Origin of the sequence: Corynebacterium faecium (genome assembly GCF_027257105.1) — a bacterium.
Classification (GTDB): domain Bacteria; phylum Actinomycetota; class Actinomycetes; order Mycobacteriales; family Mycobacteriaceae; genus Corynebacterium; species Corynebacterium lehmanniae.
This window is the reverse complement of the sequence record NZ_JAPYJX010000009.1, coordinates 25,452-41,740: the sequence shown is the minus strand read 5'-3', so window position 1 is coordinate 41,740 and position 16,289 is coordinate 25,452. Positions and strand designations below refer to the sequence as shown.

Annotated in this window: 13 protein-coding genes; 7 read left to right on the top strand and 6 right to left on the bottom strand. The window is 65.1% G+C overall.

All coding sequences use genetic code 11. The features are described from left to right. The first annotated feature begins 21 nt into the window (after positions 1-21). Both purD and purB read left to right on the top strand, forming a co-directional pair. Positions 22-1,269 carry a phosphoribosylamine--glycine ligase gene (gene purD / locus O5O53_RS10650; RefSeq protein ID WP_269511919.1) on the top strand — a complete coding sequence of 416 codons (1,248 nt, stop codon included), beginning with the start codon at positions 22-24 and terminating at the stop codon, positions 1,267-1,269. Further along, the gene (gene purB / locus O5O53_RS10645; RefSeq protein ID WP_437177858.1) at positions 1,266-2,702 is read left to right on the top strand and encodes an adenylosuccinate lyase; all 1,437 of its coding nucleotides are present in this window, start codon (positions 1,266-1,268) and stop codon (positions 2,700-2,702) included. Before purD ends, purB begins: the two co-directional genes overlap by 4 nt. Here purB and O5O53_RS10640 read toward each other — a convergent pair whose 3' ends face one another. Further along, complete coding sequence (locus O5O53_RS10640) at positions 2,703-3,230, bottom strand: hypothetical protein (protein WP_269511918.1); 528 nt, start codon at positions 3,228-3,230, stop codon at positions 2,703-2,705. It lies immediately after the preceding gene. 19 nt (positions 3,231-3,249) lie between these two features. Here O5O53_RS10640 and O5O53_RS10635 point away from each other — a divergent pair, with 19 nt between their 5' ends. Further along, entirely contained in the window at positions 3,250-4,146 is an 897-nt protein-coding gene (locus O5O53_RS10635; RefSeq protein ID WP_269511917.1) for a phosphoribosylaminoimidazolesuccinocarboxamide synthase, read from the top strand. Continuing rightward, entirely contained in the window at positions 4,143-6,224 is a 2,082-nt protein-coding gene (locus tag O5O53_RS10630; protein WP_269511916.1) for a S9 family peptidase, read from the top strand. The genes O5O53_RS10635 and O5O53_RS10630 overlap by 4 nt, the downstream gene beginning before the upstream one ends. On the opposite strand, the gene O5O53_RS10625 is transcribed toward O5O53_RS10630, so the two are convergent. Beyond that, the gene (locus O5O53_RS10625; RefSeq protein WP_269511915.1) at positions 6,221-7,696 is read right to left on the bottom strand and encodes a DUF222 domain-containing protein; all 1,476 of its coding nucleotides are present in this window, start codon (positions 7,694-7,696) and stop codon (positions 6,221-6,223) included. The genes O5O53_RS10630 and O5O53_RS10625 overlap by 4 nt on opposite strands. A gap of 142 nt (positions 7,697-7,838) precedes the next feature. Here O5O53_RS10625 and O5O53_RS10620 point away from each other — a divergent pair, with 142 nt between their 5' ends. Continuing rightward, on the top strand, positions 7,839-8,513 hold the full coding sequence (locus O5O53_RS10620; protein ID WP_269511914.1) for a DUF2334 domain-containing protein: 675 nt from the start codon (positions 7,839-7,841) through the stop codon (positions 8,511-8,513). On the opposite strand, the gene O5O53_RS10615 is transcribed toward O5O53_RS10620, so the two are convergent. From O5O53_RS10615 to O5O53_RS10600, 4 genes are all read right to left on the bottom strand, one after another. Beyond that, positions 8,510-9,328: a metal ABC transporter permease gene (locus tag O5O53_RS10615; protein WP_269511913.1), complete on the bottom strand. Its 819-nt coding sequence runs from the start codon at positions 9,326-9,328 to the stop codon at positions 8,510-8,512. The two genes, O5O53_RS10620 and O5O53_RS10615, sit on opposite strands and share 4 nt — an antisense overlap. After that, positions 9,325-9,996 carry a metal ABC transporter ATP-binding protein gene (locus tag O5O53_RS10610; RefSeq protein ID WP_269511912.1) on the bottom strand — a complete coding sequence of 224 codons (672 nt, stop codon included), beginning with the start codon at positions 9,994-9,996 and terminating at the stop codon, positions 9,325-9,327. Before O5O53_RS10610 ends, O5O53_RS10615 begins: the two co-directional genes overlap by 4 nt. 11 nt (positions 9,997-10,007) lie before the next feature. Next, the gene (locus tag O5O53_RS10605; protein ID WP_269511911.1) at positions 10,008-10,898 is read right to left on the bottom strand and encodes a metal ABC transporter solute-binding protein, Zn/Mn family; all 891 of its coding nucleotides are present in this window, start codon (positions 10,896-10,898) and stop codon (positions 10,008-10,010) included. A 94-nt stretch (positions 10,899-10,992) separates the two neighbouring features. Continuing rightward, entirely contained in the window at positions 10,993-15,165 is a 4,173-nt protein-coding gene (locus O5O53_RS10600; RefSeq protein ID WP_269511910.1) for an ExeM/NucH family extracellular endonuclease, read from the bottom strand. A 221-nt stretch (positions 15,166-15,386) separates the two neighbouring features. On the opposite strand from O5O53_RS10600, the gene purS reads away from it, so the two are divergent. Further along, on the top strand, positions 15,387-15,617 hold the full coding sequence (gene purS / locus O5O53_RS10595; protein ID WP_181889037.1) for a phosphoribosylformylglycinamidine synthase subunit PurS: 231 nt from the start codon (positions 15,387-15,389) through the stop codon (positions 15,615-15,617). Further along, the gene (gene purQ, locus O5O53_RS10590; protein WP_269511909.1) at positions 15,614-16,288 is read left to right on the top strand and encodes a phosphoribosylformylglycinamidine synthase subunit PurQ; all 675 of its coding nucleotides are present in this window, start codon (positions 15,614-15,616) and stop codon (positions 16,286-16,288) included. The genes purS and purQ overlap by 4 nt, the downstream gene beginning before the upstream one ends. Position 16,289: the final 1 nt, after the last annotated feature.

Here is a 16,289-nt window from a genome sequence, read left to right as displayed (position 1 = left end):
GCTACCGGTAAATTGGGGCGCATGCGCATCCTTGTCATCGGTTCGGGCGGCCGCGAACACGCCCTACTCAACGCAATGCAAGGCCACGATCTCACGGTCGCACCGGGTAACGCGGGCATGTCCCGCCTAGCGACGGTACGGCCCGTCGACGTTTCCTCCCCCCAGGCCATCGTGGAGCTAGCCCGCGAGATCGACGCGGAGCTTGTGGTGATCGGCCCGGAGGTGCCCCTGGTGGCGGGCGCGGCGGACGCGCTCATCGAGGCGGGTGTGCCGGTGTTCGGTCCGACGAAGGCCGCAGCGCAGCTCGAGGGATCCAAGGCGTTCGCCAAGGACGTGATGGCCACGGCGGGTGTGCTGACCGCGTCGGCGACCCGCGTCGAGAAGCCGGAAGAAGTTGAGGCCGCGCTGGACGAGTACGGCCCGCGCTACGTGGTCAAAGACGACGGCCTGGCGGGCGGCAAGGGCGTGGTGGTCACCGAGGACCGCGCCGAGGCGAAAGCGCACGCGGAGGCGGTGATCGGGGCTGGCAACCCGGTGCTGTTCGAGTCCTTCCTGGAAGGCCCCGAGGTTTCACTGTTCTGCCTGGTGGACGGCGAGACGGTGGTGCCGCTGCTGCCCGCCCAGGACCACAAGCGCGCCTACGACAACGACGAGGGCCCCAACACCGGCGGTATGGGCGCCTACGCGCCGCTGCCGTGGCTGCCGGAGGACGGGGTGCAGACCATCGTGGATGCGATTGCGCGCCCGGTGGCGGAAGAGATGGTGCGCCGCGGGACCCCGTACCAGGGCCTGCTGTACGTCGGCGCCGCATGGGGCCCGGAAGGCCCGGCGGTGGTGGAGTTCAACGCCCGCTTCGGCGACCCCGAAACCCAGGCCGTGCTGTCGCTACTGGAGACCCCGCTGGCGGACGTGCTGCTCGCCGTCGCGGAGGGCCGCCTGGGCGAGGTGGAGCCGCTGCAGTGGCGCGACGGATTCGCCGCCATGGTGGTGCTCGCCGCCGAGGGCTACCCGCAGGCCGCCAAGACCGGTGGGGTGATTACCGGCGAGACGTTGGACGATCCGACAAAGGTGCTGCACGCCGGTACTGCGTTGGAAGACGGCGAGTACGTTGCCTCCGGCGGCCGCGTGCTCGGCGTCGTCGGCAAGGGCGCAACGCTTGAGGAAGCCGTGGCTGAGGCGTACGAGGTCATTGCTGGGATTGAACTTCCCGGGTCGTTTTACCGCAAGGACATCGCCCGCCCCGCGATCGAAGGAGCGATCTCCCTATGATGAAGGCCGTGAAGCCGAATAACGCGAATGTCCTGAGTAACCGTTACGCCTCCCCGGAGATGGCCACCCTGTGGGCCCCGGAGCACAAGATCATCCTGGAGCGCCAGCTCTGGATCGCGGTGCTGAAGGCGCAGCAGGAGCTCGGCGTTGCCGTGGAGCCGGGCGCGATCGAGGACTACGAGAAGGTCATCGACCAGGTGGACCTGGAGTCCATCGCCTCCCGGGAGAAGATCACCCGCCACGACGTGAAGGCGCGCATCGAGGAGTTCAACGCGCTGGCGGGGCACGAAGAAATCCACAAGGGCATGACCTCGCGCGACCTGACTGAGAACGTGGAGCAACTGCAGGTGCGCCGCGCCCTCGAGCTCACCCGCGACAAGGCGATCGCGCTGCTGAAGGCCGTGGGCAACCGCGCCGGCGAGTACAAGTCCCTGGTCATGGCCGGCCGCTCCCACAACGTGGCGGCGCAGGCGACCACCCTGGGCAAGCGTTTCGCTTCCGCCGCCGACGAGATCCTGGTTGCGGTCGAGCGCATCGAGGGGCTCTTGGAGCGGTATCCGCTGCGCGGCATCAAGGGCCCGATGGGCACCGCGCAAGACATGCTGGACCTCATGGGCGGCGACGAGGAGAAGCTTTCCCAGCTCGAGCAGGGCATCGCGGACGGCCTCGGCTTCGACCGCGTGTTTGATTCGGTGGGGCAGGTCTACCCGCGCTCCCTCGACTTCGACGTCGTGTCCTCGCTGGTGCAGCTGGGCGCGGGCCCGTCCTCGCTGGCGACCACCATTAGGCTCATGGCCGGCAACGAGACCGTCACCGAGGGCTTCAAAGAAGGCCAGGTGGGCTCGTCCGCCATGCCACACAAGATGAACGCGCGCTCCTGCGAGCGCGTCGGCGGCTTCCAGGTCATCCTGCGCGGCTACCTCACCATGGTGGCGGATTTGTCCGGCCAGCAGTGGAACGAAGGCGACGTGTTCTGCTCCGTGGTGCGCCGCGTGGCGCTGCCGGACGCGTTCTTCGCCATCGACGGCCAGCTGGAGACCATGCTCACCGTGCTCGACGAGTTCGGCGCCTTCCCGGCCATGATCAACCGCGAACTGGACCGCTACCTGCCTTTCCTGGCCACCACCCGCATCCTCATGGCGTCCGTGCGCGCCGGCGTGGGCCGCGAGACGGCGCACGAGGTGATCAAGGAAAACGCGGTCGCCATGGCGCTGGACATGCGCGAGCGCGGCGCGGAGCAGAACCTGGTGGAGCGCCTCGCGGACGACGATCGCCTGCCGCTGGATCAGGCCCAGTTGGAGGAGTCGCTTTCGGATCGCCACGCCTTCATCGGCGCGGCCGAGTCCCAGGTGGACCGGGTGCTCGCGAGGGTGCAAAAGCTTGTCGACGCGCATCCGCAGGCCGCCGCCTACACCCCGGGCGACATCCTGTAGTTACTTCCACGTGAGGGTGGTGTCGCGGCCCTTGAGCTCGACGCCGCGGCCGATGATCCCTGGGTCGGCGCTGCCCGCCCAGGAGGCCACATAGCCGGTGTAGGTGCGGTTTTCCTCCAGCTCACCGGTGTAGCCGGTGATGTCCCAGTCGCCGCAGTAATTGGGGTCGGCTGCGTTGGCGGCGAGGTCGCCGTCGATAGGCAAAAGCTCCGGCAAGGCGACCGTGACATCCATGGGGAACTCGCCGATGGCAACCGGGGTGAAACTGACCGGGAAGCACACGATGGAGCGGGCGTGCTCGGCGCTGCGGGGCGCGCGGGTGGTGGTGGGCTCGTCTACCTTGACTTCCCACTGCACCGGCACGTGGTAGCGCACGTCCTCGGTGACGATCTTGCCCGTCTGGCCGAAACGGAATGTGGCGCCGTCGCGCGAAGGGTAAAACTCCGGCATCTCCCCGCTGAACTCCGAAGGCGCGGTGCACGCTGCGAGAAGAAGCGGGAGGAGGACAACGGTAGCGCGGTTTTTCACGGCGCATATACTAGCGCGCATGCGTCCAGAGCTTTCAGATTACTCACACATCTCCGGCGGCAAGGTTCGCGAGGTCTACGAGGTGGATGAGCAGACCCTGCTCATGGTCGCGACCGACCGCATCTCCGCCTTCGACTTCTCCCTCGAACCGGCGATCCCGGACAAGGGGCGGATCCTCACCGCCACCTCCATGTTCTTCTTCGACCTGCTTTCCGACGTGCCGAACCACCTGGCCGGCCCGATCGACGACGAACGTATCCCCGAAGACGTCCTCGGTCGCGCCATGGTGGTGAAGAAGCTGGACATGGTGCCGTTCGAGTGCGTCGCCCGCGGCTACCTCACCGGCTCCGGCAAGAAGGAGTACGACGCCACCGGCCGTGTGTGCGGCGTGAAGCTGCCCGAGGGGTTGGTCGAGGCGTCCAAGCTCGACGAGCCGATTTTCACCCCCGCAACCAAGGCTGAGCAGGGCGACCACGACATCAACGTCACCTTCGAGCACATGGCGGGCAAGCTCGGGGCGGACCTCGCCGAGCGCCTGCGCGACGCCACGCTCGAGGTGTACCGCCGCGCCGCCGACTACGCGGAGACCAAGGGCATCATCCTCGCCGACACGAAGCTCGAGTTCGGGTTGGATGAAAACGGCGAGCTCGTGCTTGCCGACGAGGTGCTCACGCCGGATTCTTCCCGCTACTGGCCCGCTGACGGCTACGAAGAAGGACGCAGCCAGCCCAGCTTTGACAAGCAATACGTGCGCAACTGGCTCACCGGCCCGAAGTCCGGCTGGGACCAGGAGGAAGGCACCACGCCGCCGGAGCTGCCCGGCTCCGTCGTGGAGGCAACCCGCGACCGCTACATCGAGGCGTACGAGCGGCTTTCCGGCCGCCGCTTCTCCGAGTGGCCGGGGGAGCATGCATGATCCCACCCGTAGCTGACAAACGCCCGATTGTCCGCAAATTCCACGGCCGCGAGTTCGTGGACAACTACGAGTGGTTGCGTGACAAGGACAACCCCGAAGTTCTCGCGCACCTGGAGGCGGAAAACGCGTATACGTCTGAGCGTACTTCCGCGTGGTCCGGGCTGGTGGACGACGTCTACGGCGAGATAAAGTCCCGCATCAAAGAGACCGACATGTCCGTGCCGCAGCGCCAGGGCGACTGTTGGTACTACGGCCGCACCATCGAGGGCAAGGACTACGGCATCTCCTGCCGCATCCCAACCGCGGAAGACCCGTGGACCCCGCCCGAGGTCACCGAAGACATGCCTGGAGAGCAAGTGCTTCTCGACGTCAACGAGCTCGCCGCCGGGCACGAGTTCTTCGCGCTCGGGGCATCGTCCGTGTCCACCTCCGGGCGCCTGCTCGCGTACTCCTTCGACACCGAAGGCGACGAGCGCTTCACCATGCGGATCAAGAATTTGGATACCGGCGAACTGCTCGACGACGAGCTTGAGGGCCTCTTCTACGGCGCGACCTGGGCGGGCGAGGACTACCTGTTCTACGTCCGCTGCGACGACGCCTGGCGGCCCCACCAAATCTGGCGCCACAAGCTGGGCACGCCCGCTGCCGAAGACGTGCTGGTGTACGAGGAGACGGACGAGAAGTTCGGTGTCGGCGTGGGCGCGGACCGTGCCGAGCGGTTCCTCATGATCATCGCGTCGTCCTCGCTGACCTCCGAGTACCGCGTGCTCGACATGGCGGATCCCACCGGCGAGTTCCAGGTGCTGTGGGAGCGCGAGGCCGGCATCGAGTACCACCCGGACTTCTGCGTCGTCGACGGCGAAGAGCAGTGGGTGGTCACGCACAACGCCCACGGAGCGAACTTTTGCGTCGCGACAACGCCCGTCGGCGCTGTGCCTCCCCTGCGGGAACTGCCCGTGCTGGTGGAGCACTCCGAAACCGTGCGCGTCGAGGCGATCGACACCTACCGCGACTTCATGTTCATGGCCTACAGGCGCGGCGGGATCCCGCGGCTGGCCGTGGCGTCGCTCGACAGCGGTTTCGGCGAGTTCAAGGAGCTGGAATTCTCCGAGGAGCTCTACACCGTCGGCCTCGGCGGCAACCCGGAGTGGGACGCCCCGGTGGTGCGCATCGGGTACTCCTCCTACACCCAGCCCTCGCAGGTGCTGGACTACACGGTCGCAACCGGCGAGCTGACCCTGCTGAAGGAAAAAGAGGTCGAGGGCGGCTACAACCCGGACGAGTACGAAGCTTACCGCGAGTGGGCAACCGCCCCCGACGGCGAGCGGGTTCCGATTTCGGTTGTGCGCCGCAAGGGCGTCGAGGGTCCCGCGCCCGCGCTGCTGTACGGCTACGGCTCGTACGAGGCATCCACGGACCCCGGGTTCTCGGTGTCGCGGTTGAGTTTGCTCGACCGCGGCATGGTGTGGGTGTGCGCCCACGTGCGCGGCGGCGGCGAAATGGGCCGCGCGTGGTACGACAACGGCAAGATGCTGCACAAAACCAACACCTTCACGGACTTCATCGCGTGCGCCGACCGCGTCGTGGAGCTGGGCCTGACCACCCACGAGCAGTTGGTGGCCGAGGGCGGCTCCGCCGGTGGGCTGCTCATGGGCGCGGTGGCGAACATGGCGCCGGAGAAGTTCGCCGGCATCCTCGCGATCGTGCCGTTCGTGGATCCGCTGACCTCCATTCTGAAGCCGGAGCTGCCGCTGACGGTGGGCGAGTGGGAGGAGTGGGGCGACCCGTACCATGACCCTGAGGTGTACGACTACATGGCGAAGTACGCCCCGTACGAAAATGTCACCGCGCAGGACTACCCGGACATTCTCGCGGTGACGAGCTTGAACGACACCCGCGTCCTCTACGTCGAGCCCGCGAAGTGGGTGGCCAAGCTGCGTGAGGTGGGCACCGCAGGCGAGATCCTGCTGAAGACGGAGATGTCCGCAGGCCACGGTGGCGTGTCCGGCCGTTACGCAAAGTGGAAGCAGACCGCGTTCGAGTACGCGTGGACGCTGGTGAAGGCACGGGCGGTTTAACCGTCCGGGTCGAATAGGGCAGGGTCCGGCGGGCGGTTTTGATTGCCGCCGTGCCGTGACCTCGCCTTTTTAGCAAGCCTCTGACCAGGCGCGTTGCGGTACTGGTAGGTGCTGGTGTGCCTCGGCGGATCTCCGTTGGCGGGGTGGTAGTGCACGTCGCCGGTGTCGGGGTCGCGGCCGAAGTGGCCCTTGTTGCCGGCGCCGTCTTTGTTGTCGTTGTTGCACATGTGGTGCTCGCGGCACAGTAGGACCAGGTTGTCGATGCTGGTGAGCCCGCCACTGAGGTAGGAATCCAGGTGGTGGGCCTCGAGCTCGACGCCCGGCTTGGTGCAGGCGTTCCAGGCGCACACGCCCTGCATTGCCAGCAGCACGAGCTTTTGCTCCACGGAGGCCAGGCGGGTGCGGCCGAGGGATAGCGGGACGCCGGTGGCCGAGTCGAGCTGGAGGATGAAGCTGTCCCCGGCAAGGCCCAGTCGGACAATATCGAGCGGGGTGAGCGACACCGAGGTGTTGGTGGGGAACTCGGTGAAGGCGTCCGCCTCCAAAAGGTCGTCGAGGGTCAGCGAGATCACCACCGTGCCCACGCCGCCCCGGGACTTCGTGGCAGCGTCGCCGTAGCGGTCGAGCACGTTCATGAGCTGGTCGAGTCGGCGCTGGTGTTTGCGCCGGCTGTCCCGTTTGGCCGCGTCCTCGCCCTCCATGTTGGATCCCATGTGGTCGCCGGCGGCGAGGCAGGCCTCCAACTTCGCCCGTGATGCGGCGTCGAGGTAGCCGTTGAAATAGGAGCCGCCGTCCGCGTCCGGTTCCCCGAGCCAGATGCCGCGCTTCTTCCACGCGGCGAGGGGGTCCTTCTCGCCGTCGTAGTCGCGCCCGCGCTTGTTGGCGCGCTTGACCTGGTCGCGGACGAACTTCCGCAGCTCCTCGGCGGTGAGGGACTCGGCCGCCTCCATCGCTTCGGCCAGGATCTCCTGGTAGCCGGGGTTGGCGTGCTCGTTGAGGTCTTTCAGCGCGTCGGTGATGATGCGCTTCTTCTCCGCGTTGGCCATCTCGGCAGCTCGTCGCGCCCGCTCCTGCGCCTCGCGCGCCTTCTTGCGGCGCGCTTCCGCCTCCTGCTCCTTGCGTTCGCGGTCTTCTTTGTTTTCGCTCGGCTCCGGCTCAGGCACCTCGGGTTCGCCGTAGAGCTTCTTGCCCTGCTCCAGGAGCGCGAATGCTTCTCGACGGGACAAGCCCAAGCTCCGTGTCAGATACTCCACGGCGTGGTTCGCGCCGACGAGGGCGCCGGCGCCGTCCCGGTCGCAGAGGAAGGCGAACGCGACGTCCGCGTTGGACAGCAACGGCAGGCAGGCGTGGAGGCGCTCCATGGCCACGTGGGTGGAGGCGAGGTGGAGGGAGTCCGGTTCCCGCATGACGTCGGCAAGCGACCTTAGCCCGGCGACGATTTGGTTGACCGCTTGGTCTAGCACTGCACTCATCTGGAGCACCTCCTTTCTTTGCACTTGGCTACGCATAGTAGAACCCCGTCCGACACGGCCCCGACAATGTAGAACACGTGTGCGAACAGCGCGAGAAAATTTCACCCGGCGCAGACTGTCTGCGTGTGCGATAATTTCCCCTATGCCTGGGCGCGTGCTTGTCTCCATTTCCTCCATCTTCGACGCGACGTTGGAGGACGTCACCAGTATGGTGCGCGACCTGGACCGCGAGGGGATGCCGGTTTCACTGCTGGTTGCGCCCCACATTGACAAAAAGTGGCATCTGGCCAAGGACGACGGCACCCGCGCCTGGCTCACCGAGCAGCTCGAAAGCCGCGCCCTCATGCTCAACGGCTTCGATCAGCCGGTGCAGGGAAGGCGCAGCGAGTTTGCCAGTTTGGGGGAGCACGAGGCGAGGCTCCGGCTCAAAGGCGCTACGCGTCAGATGTCGGCGCTCGGTTTCGACTTGGATATGTTCGCGCCGCCGCGCTGGCGCATGTCGGACGGCACGTTAAAGGTGCTCGACGAGTTCGGTTTTACCGTCGCTGCCTCCACGAAGGGCATCTACCGCATTAAGCGGGGGGAGTTTTCCCAGGCGCGAAATTTGTCGGTGGGTGAGGGGTACGGCGCCGCGAAGTGGTGGCGCCGCAACGTGATCAAGGCCGCCGAGCGCGGCGCGGAGAAGGGCAACACGATCCGCTTGTCCGTCTCTGGTCGCGAGCTGGGGCAGAAGAAGGTGCGCCGCGACTTCCTTGCCGCAGCCGCCGCCGCGGTGGAAAAGGGCGCTATGCCGGCGGACTACAGGGAGTACCGCTAGCCGCGTACCCGGCCGATCACTCGGCACACCAGGTAGATCCCGAAGGAGATAAAGGCCACGAACACGCTCACCGGCATACCTGGGGCGAGCGAAAGCACCATCCCGCCTACGGCCGCGACTTCCGCGAACACGATGGACAGCACCACCGCAAGCTTCGGGTTCGCCGTCACCTGAGCGGCTGACGCCCCCGGGGTGATCAGCAACGACATCACCAGCAACGCGCCGACAATCTGCACTGACTGGGCCGACGCGATGCCCACGAGTACCGCGAACACCAGCGCCATCGTGCGCACGGGAACACCGCACGCGGCGGCCATCACGGGGTCTGCGGAGGAAAACAGCAGCGGCCGCCACAGAACCAGCACGGCGCCTGCAACCAGCACCGTTGTGCCTGCCAGCAGCATCACGTTCTGCGCGGACACGCCGACAATCTGGCCCGTCAGCAGCGCGAGCGCCCGGTTCGAATTCCCTGGATACAGGTGGATGAACAGCACAGACAAGGCCATGCCGAAGCTCATGGCCACCCCTACCGCGGAATCCTGCTGGCCCTTCAGTCCCAGCGCCGCCAGCACCAGGGCAGCGACCACCGCGCCCGCCACGGCGCCGAAACCGACGTTGAGACCGAACAGCAGCGCCGCGGAGGCACCCATGAGCGCGAGCTCCGAGGTCGCGTGCACCGAAAATGACATCTGGCGCAGCACGATCAGCGGCGCCATCACCCCGGACAGCACTCCCAGAAGCGCGCACGCCACAAGCGTCGTCTGCACGAAGTCCTGGCTGAGCAGGTACGAAGTGTCTGCTAAAAACGCACTCAAAGGACCACCATCCGTCCGTCAACCTCCACGACGTCCACGCGGGTGCCGTAGAGCTCGCTGAGCACTTCGGAGCGCATGACTTCGGCAACGCTGCCCACCACGTGGCCTTCCGGGCCGAGGTAGAGCACCCGGTCCACAACGCCCAGCACAGGGTTGATGGAGTGCGTCACGCACACCACGGCCGCGGGGTGCTCGGCGAGGCGCTGCACGGTGTCGCGTGCGCGGGCGGGGTCAAGGGAGAGCAGGGGCTCGTCGCAAAGCAAAAGCTCCGGCGATTGCGAAAATGCCTGCGCCTGGCGGATCAGCTGTTGCTGGCCGCCGGAGAGCACACCTACGCGCCGCTCGGAAAAGGATTGCGCCCCCACGGAAGCCAATTGCTTATCGACGTCCTCCGGCCTCGCCCGCCTTCCCATCGCCAACGCAACAAGGTCGCGCCCGCGCACCGGCAAGTCCTTCGGAAACATGTGCTGCTGCGGGATGAAGCCGATCTGCCCGTGGACGTTCGCAGCTCCGGAACTGAGCTTGCGCGTGCCCATCAGCGTGCCCAGCAGGGTGGATTTGCCCACGCCGTTTGGGCCGAGCACCGCGATGAATTCGCCGGGCTCGACGGTGAGGGTGAGGTCGCGCCAGAGTGGTTCGACGGCGGCGCTGCGAAGCTCAGCGATCAAATTGGCAATTCCTAGTGGTGGTGGCCGGTCGGCTCAGCGTGGGCTGCGATGTCGGTGATCTGACCCACGATCTCCTCGAAGTAGTCCAGGAAATTCTGGCCGGCCGGGGGCGTCTCCCGAATTTCAACAACGGGAACATTATGCGCCTTCGCCGCATCCGCCAACCGCTGGGTGGCGCTGTTGGTGCTCTGCGGGTTCACAAACAGCATGTCCAGCTCGCCGCGCTCGATCTGCTCCAGGAAGGCCGCCACCGCCGCCGCGGACGGCTCCTGGTGGTTCAGGCTGGCCTTGACGTACTCCTCGGGCGTGATGTCGTGCAGCTCCGTGCCCCACACCAGGCCGGCCGCGATCGTCTCAGTCATGCCGATGTGCACGTGCGGCACCGCGTTGAGCTTGGATTGGATGTCATCGATCCGCTGCTTGACGTCTGACGCGTCTCCGCCTGTGCGCTCCGCGACGTCTTCTGCGACCTTGCGGATTTTCTCCGGCGCGAACCAGGCGTGCTCGAGCTCGTCCAGGGAGTCGGGCATGTGCGCGTGGTCGTGGGCATGCTCGTGGTCGTGCTCGTCGAGAAGCGGGATCGCGTAGATGATGCGGTCCTGCTCAGCGGCGGTGTAGAGGGCGGCGTCGTACGCGCCCCCGTTGGCCACGACGGTGTTTGCGCCCTTAATGCGCGCGAGGTCCTTCGCCGACGGCTCGAAGTGGTGGGGGTCCACCGCGTCACCGGTGATGATCGCGTCCACGTCGCTGCCCGTGACTGCTGAGGCCACGTCTGCCCACACGTTCGTGGTGGCGACAATCTCCGCGTTATCCGCGGTCTCAGTGGAGCAACTGCTTATCGACGCCCCTACGGCCACCACCGCAGCCACCACACCAACACTGTATTGAAAACGATAGCGCATAAGGGAAATTAAACCACTACTGGAAACCATTTTCAAAACAGGAAGCCCCGGCCCGGATCGACCGGGACGGGGCTAGCTGCGCGAGCCTACGCGCTTACTTGGAGGAGCCACCCTCGGTGGAGCACAGCGTGGCCAGCGTGGCGATCGCCGCGACGGCCAGCGCCACACCCGCAGCCTGCTGCATCTCCGGGGAGATCGGCAGCTGGTTCTGCACCGATGCACCAACCGCATCGACCTGCTCCTTTACAGGCGCCAGCGCCGGGATGTCCATGGTTGCAGCCAGACCGAGCGGGATCAGCGCCAGCAGCGGCAGCGCCATGATGCCCACGGACGGCAGGCAGCGGTCACTCACGCTGGAGCCCTCGCCAGCCGGGGCGTTAGCGCCGTCGTTGCCATCCTTGCCGTCGGCGCCATCGGCACCCTTCTCGCCGTCCTTGCCGTCCTTGCCCGGCTTGCCGTCTTGGCCGTCGCGACCATCAGCACCGTCTGCGCCCTTCTCGCCGTCCTTGCCGTCCTTACCGTCAGCACCGTCAGTACCAACAACACGGCCCAAGTTCTGGGTCTCGCCGTCGGTGTAGGTGAGGACAAGCTCGCCGTTCTTGTTGACGGCAGCCTCGGCGATGCCTCGACCGTCGGTGCCTGCGGTGCCGTCCTTGCCGTCGCGGCCATCGGCGCCGGTGTCGCCCTTGTCACCCTTCGGGCCCTGCTTGCCGTCGGCACCGTCCTTGCCCGGCTTGCCATCGACGCCGTCCTTGCCGTCGCGGCCATCGGCGCCGGTGTCGCCCTTGTCGCCCTTCGGGCCCTGCTTGCCGTCGGCACCGTCCTTGCCCGGCTTGCCATCGACGCCGTCCTTGCCGTCGCGGCCATCGGCGCCGGTGTCGCCCTTGTCGCCCTTCGGGCCCTGCTCGCCGTCGGCACCGTCCTCGCCAGTGACCTTCCCCAGATCTGCGGTCTCACCGTCCGAGTAGGTAACGATCAAGTGTCCCGCGTCGTTGACCTCGAACGACTTCACACCACGACCGTCCTTGCCAGGTGCGCCGGTGTCGCCCTTGTCGCCCTTCGGGCCCTGCTTGCCGTCGGCGCCGTCCTTGCCAGGTGCGCCGGTGTCGCCCTTGTCGCCCTTCGGGCCCTGCTTGCCGTCGGCGCCGTCCTTGCCGTCCTTGCCAGGTGCGCCGGTGTCGCCCTTGTCGCCCTTGTCGCCCTTGTCGCCCTTCGGGCCCTGCTTGCCGTCGGCGCCGTCCTTGCCGTCCTTGCCAGGTGCGCCGGTGTCGCCCTTGTCGCCCTTCGGGCCCTGCTTGCCGTCGGCGCCGTCCTTGCCGTCCTTGCCAGGTGCGCCGGTGTCGCCCTTGTCACCCTTCGGGCCTTGCTCGCCATCGGTACCGTCCTCGCCAGTGACCTTGCCGAGGTTTTCGGTATCGCCGTTGTCGTAGGTCACAACCAGCTCGCCAGCGTCGTTCACCTCAGCCTTCACGATGTAACGGGGCTTTTCCTCATCGTCCACCGGCGTGACATTGACGACGACCTCAACGGTGTCAGTGCTCTTGTCTGGGTAGGTGACGGTGATCTCACCCTTCTGACCATCGCCAACCGTGTCGGTGTTCTCCGGGGACTTCCATTCGAACGTGGTGCCCTCCGGCAGCTTGTCTGCACCGGTGATCACAGACTTGGCGTCGGGAAGCTCGGCGCTCTGCTCGACGGTAACTTCCTCGCCGGCCTGGGGATCGAACTTGTCCGCGTCCTCTTCGTCCTTGAGCTTGACACCGAAGCCGACCTTCACCGGGTCATGGTCGGAGGAACGGAACGGGTTGCCAGCGCCATAGATCGGGTCAGCGCCGTCGCCGTAGAAGTCCTGAGCGTTGTAATTGCGGCGCGAGTACTCGAACGCTAACGGCTCGTCACCGTTGATGTTCCACACCACGGAGTCCCTGACCAACTCCATAGCTGCAGCGTTGGCCAGGACGTGGTCGAGAGAGCCCAAACCGCCGCCGAACTGGTAGGACGCCTGATCGAAGTCCCTTTCAGACTGTACGACGTTGAAACCACCGTTGACGAGCTCAGTAATCGCGTCTTCCTTGGTGTACGCGTTGAAGTCACCGACGAGGAAAGTTGGCAGATCAGTCCACTGGTTCTGAGCGGCGAGGTGCTTAAGAAGGGCGTTGGACTGCGCGGTGCGGACGTCCGCGTTGCTGCCCTGACCGTCACCCTTGTCCTCATTCTTCTTGTCGTCATTGGCCAGTGAGCCCTTCGACTTGAAGTGGTTGACCACTGCCACGAAATTCTTGTCCTCGTCGTTGCCGACGGTGTCGAACTCTTGGGCCAGCGGTTGGCGGGCAGTCTTTGTGAATGCGGCATCATCAAAAATGATGGATTCGCCGACCGGCTTCACCTTCGACGGCTGATAGATGAAAGCGACGCGGATAACATCTTCGTCGGTGCCCAGCTTCTGCGGGGACTTCACAAGATCCCACTTGCCCGGTTCCTTCTCGTTGAGTGCATCGACCAGGTTCTGCAGTGCTTCGTCCCGGCGAGTTTTATCGCCGGTCACGCCGTAGGTGTTCTCGATCTCGGAAAGTCCGAGTACGTCGGTGTCGAGTTTATTGATAGCGGTGACGATCTTCGACTGCTGATCTTGGAAAGCTTCTTGGGTGAATGCACCACGGACCTTGCATTTTTTGGCCGCAACGGGGTCACCATACATGTTGCTGTGTGACCCACACTTGGACACGTCCTTGCCCAAGGTCGAGAAATAGTTCAACACGTTGAAGAAGCCGATTGAGTAATCGCCCTCAACGTTGTCGATGTCGGTGTACGCCTTCGCGCGCGAATCCTCCCACGTGATGGGGAGTTCTTCGGTAGCGTTCTTGCCGGTGATCGGCTGCAGCGGCTGGAAGCGCCACTGGCTAAATGAATAGTCCACCACAACGTCGGTCTGGAATTCCACTTGGTCACCGGTGCGGATGGTTTTAATGCCTTGATCCGAGGTGGCGATGTACGGCAGTGGCGTGCTTTGGTCAGATTGGAGGTAATCGCGGGTGCGACCGTCGTCGAGGTAAACGACCTCAGCATCCTGCTCTGCCTGCAGCTTCTGTGCCTCGGCGCCAGGCGTGGTGACGTCGGTAGGCGTGCGGTGTGCGAGATTCCCGGGGGCGAGTCCAAGTTCGCCATGCTTGTTCAGTGTGTAGTTGTTGGTCACCGTGTACGGTCCCTTGGGGCGCACGATCATGCCTTCGTACGGCTCGCGGGCGTCGTTGCCGGCGGGGAGAACGTCGATTTCGATGGCCTTTGGAGCCTCGAGTGCCTCCGCAAGCGTCACAATTGTTGCCGCTGTGATCTGCGTCTGTTCGTAGTATTCGCTTACCTTGCCGGTGACCTGCAGGGAATCGCCGAGCTTGGGGTAATCGGTTCGCTCATTCATGTAGACGAAGATGCCTTCCGACGCGTCGCCCGGGTTCTTCGGCTGCCCGCCAGAGCCTGCGGTCTGCAGGAAGAAACCGTTCTTCCCGCCCTCGTCGTACACAGCCGTGACGACGCCTTCGGTGGTCACCGTCTTGCCCTGCAGGGGTGACTCTGCGCCGGTGCCCTGGATCTCAGCAATCGGAGTGATTTCGCCTTCAGGCTTCGGATCGCCCGGCTCCACTGGGTCCGTCGGATCCGGATCCGTCGGAGTGGGCTCTGCCGGGCCATTGCCGGAGCTGTTCGGCGTTGGTGCTGCAACGATGAAGTCGTCTGCGTTGTTATCGGTGTCGACTCCGACTTCCTTGCGCTGAATGGAGGTCTCGTTCGCAGTAGCGCGGGCAGGGCGGCCCTCGTATGCGGAAGCACTACCCCAACCGACGCGGTCGATTTCGGTGTCTCCGTTCCGGAGAGCTGCAATGGCTCCCTTTGCACCGAAGTCGAGGGTATCTGCGACCAGGTCCGGCGTGGGAAGCGCACCGGTAGCGTTTGCGCCCATCTTGCCTTGGATAAGGAAGTACCCGCCCGCTGGAACCGTGCCACTGAGTTCTACGGACTGCTGAATGTTCCCTGCGGCTGAGTACCTGTCCACGAACCAGCCGGTGACGTCGATGTCGTTGTCGGTCGGGTTGTACAACTCCACGAAGTCATTGGAGTAGAGGGAACGGCTGTTACCGCCACCGCCGTAGACCTCGTTGATGACGACATTGGAACCGTCGGGGGCTGCAGACGCAGTCGGTGCGACGACTGAAACGGTGCCTGCGGCCAACGCGATTGCGAACGCGGCACCGAGGCTCTTGCGGGAAGTGGACATGGGGACCTCTCGGGAGAAACTGAAGGGAAGATGGGTAATAGCAAAATCAAACTAACTGTTCTTCTCAGAGTGCGCTTGGCGAGATGGCAGGATTTTCTGAGAATTCACCATTCGTTCACTTTTTGCCGGTCAGCTAGGGTTTCGGGCCGTGTCGGGGCGTCCGATATACTGACGCGCGTACCGCAAAGGTCCATCAACCTCCCGAAACGTGAAGGATTCTCATGGCACGAGTCGTCGTCAATGTCATGCCCAAGGCCGAAATTCTTGATCCGCAGGGTCAGGCGGTGCTCCGCGCACTGGGCCGGATCGGAGTCGAGGGGGTGACTGACGTCCGCCAGGGCAAGCGCTTCGAAATTGAGGTGGATGATTCGGTCTCCGACGCCGAGCTGAAGCGCATGGCTGAAACGCTGCTGACTAACACCGTTATCGAGGACTTCGAGGTTGTGCGATGAGCGCAACTATCGGAGTCATTACTTTTCCGGGCACGCTTGACGACGTCGACGCGCTGCGCGCCGTCCGTCTCGCCGGCGCCGAACCGCGCCAGCTGTGGCACGCGGACAATGACCTCACCGGCGTGGATGCGGTAGTCGTCCCGGGTGGCTTTTCCTACGGCGATTACCTGCGCTCCGGCGCGATCGCCGCGCAGGCGCCGATGATGGGCGCCGTCGTTGAGGCTGCGAAGAAGGGCATGCCGGTGCTCGGCATCTGCAACGGCTTCCAGATCCTCACCGAGACTGGCCTGCTGCCGGGCGCGCTGACCCGCAACCAGGGCCTGAACTTCCACTGCGTGGACACCTACCTCGAGGTGGAAAACACCTCCACCGCGTGGACCAGCCAGCTGGGCGAGCGCATCTATGTGCCCGCCAAGCACGGCGAAGGCCGTTTTCAGGCCGCCCCGGAGACCATTGAGGCGCTGGAGAAGGAGGGCCGTGTGGTGTTCCGCTACACGGATAACTTCAACGGCTCCGTCAACGGCATCGCCGGCGTGACTAACGAGACCGGCCGCGTGGTGGGTCTCATGCCGCACCCGGAGCACGCCATTGAGACGCTGACCGGTCCGTCCACGGACGGTCTCGGCCTGTTCACTTCCGCCATCGACGCGATTTCGAAGATCGGAGCGTAGA

Coding starts and splice junctions, on each gene's coding strand:
- purB (WP_437177858.1), top strand. CDS start 1,266: ATGATGAAGGCCGTGAAGCCGAATAACGCGAATGTCCTGAGTAACCGT.
- O5O53_RS10635 (WP_269511917.1), top strand. CDS start 3,250: ATGCGTCCAGAGCTTTCAGATTACTCACACATCTCCGGCGGCAAGGTT.
- purD (WP_269511919.1), top strand. CDS start 22: ATGCGCATCCTTGTCATCGGTTCGGGCGGCCGCGAACACGCCCTACTC.
- O5O53_RS10620 (WP_269511914.1), top strand. CDS start 7,839: ATGCCTGGGCGCGTGCTTGTCTCCATTTCCTCCATCTTCGACGCGACG.
- O5O53_RS10605 (WP_269511911.1), bottom strand. CDS start 10,898: ATGCGCTATCGTTTTCAATACAGTGTTGGTGTGGTGGCTGCGGTGGTG.
- O5O53_RS10630 (WP_269511916.1), top strand. CDS start 4,143: ATGATCCCACCCGTAGCTGACAAACGCCCGATTGTCCGCAAATTCCAC.
- purS (WP_181889037.1), top strand. CDS start 15,387: ATGGCACGAGTCGTCGTCAATGTCATGCCCAAGGCCGAAATTCTTGAT.
- O5O53_RS10625 (WP_269511915.1), bottom strand. CDS start 7,696: ATGAGTGCAGTGCTAGACCAAGCGGTCAACCAAATCGTCGCCGGGCTA.
- purQ (WP_269511909.1), top strand. CDS start 15,614: ATGAGCGCAACTATCGGAGTCATTACTTTTCCGGGCACGCTTGACGAC.
- O5O53_RS10600 (WP_269511910.1), bottom strand. CDS start 15,165: ATGTCCACTTCCCGCAAGAGCCTCGGTGCCGCGTTCGCAATCGCGTTG.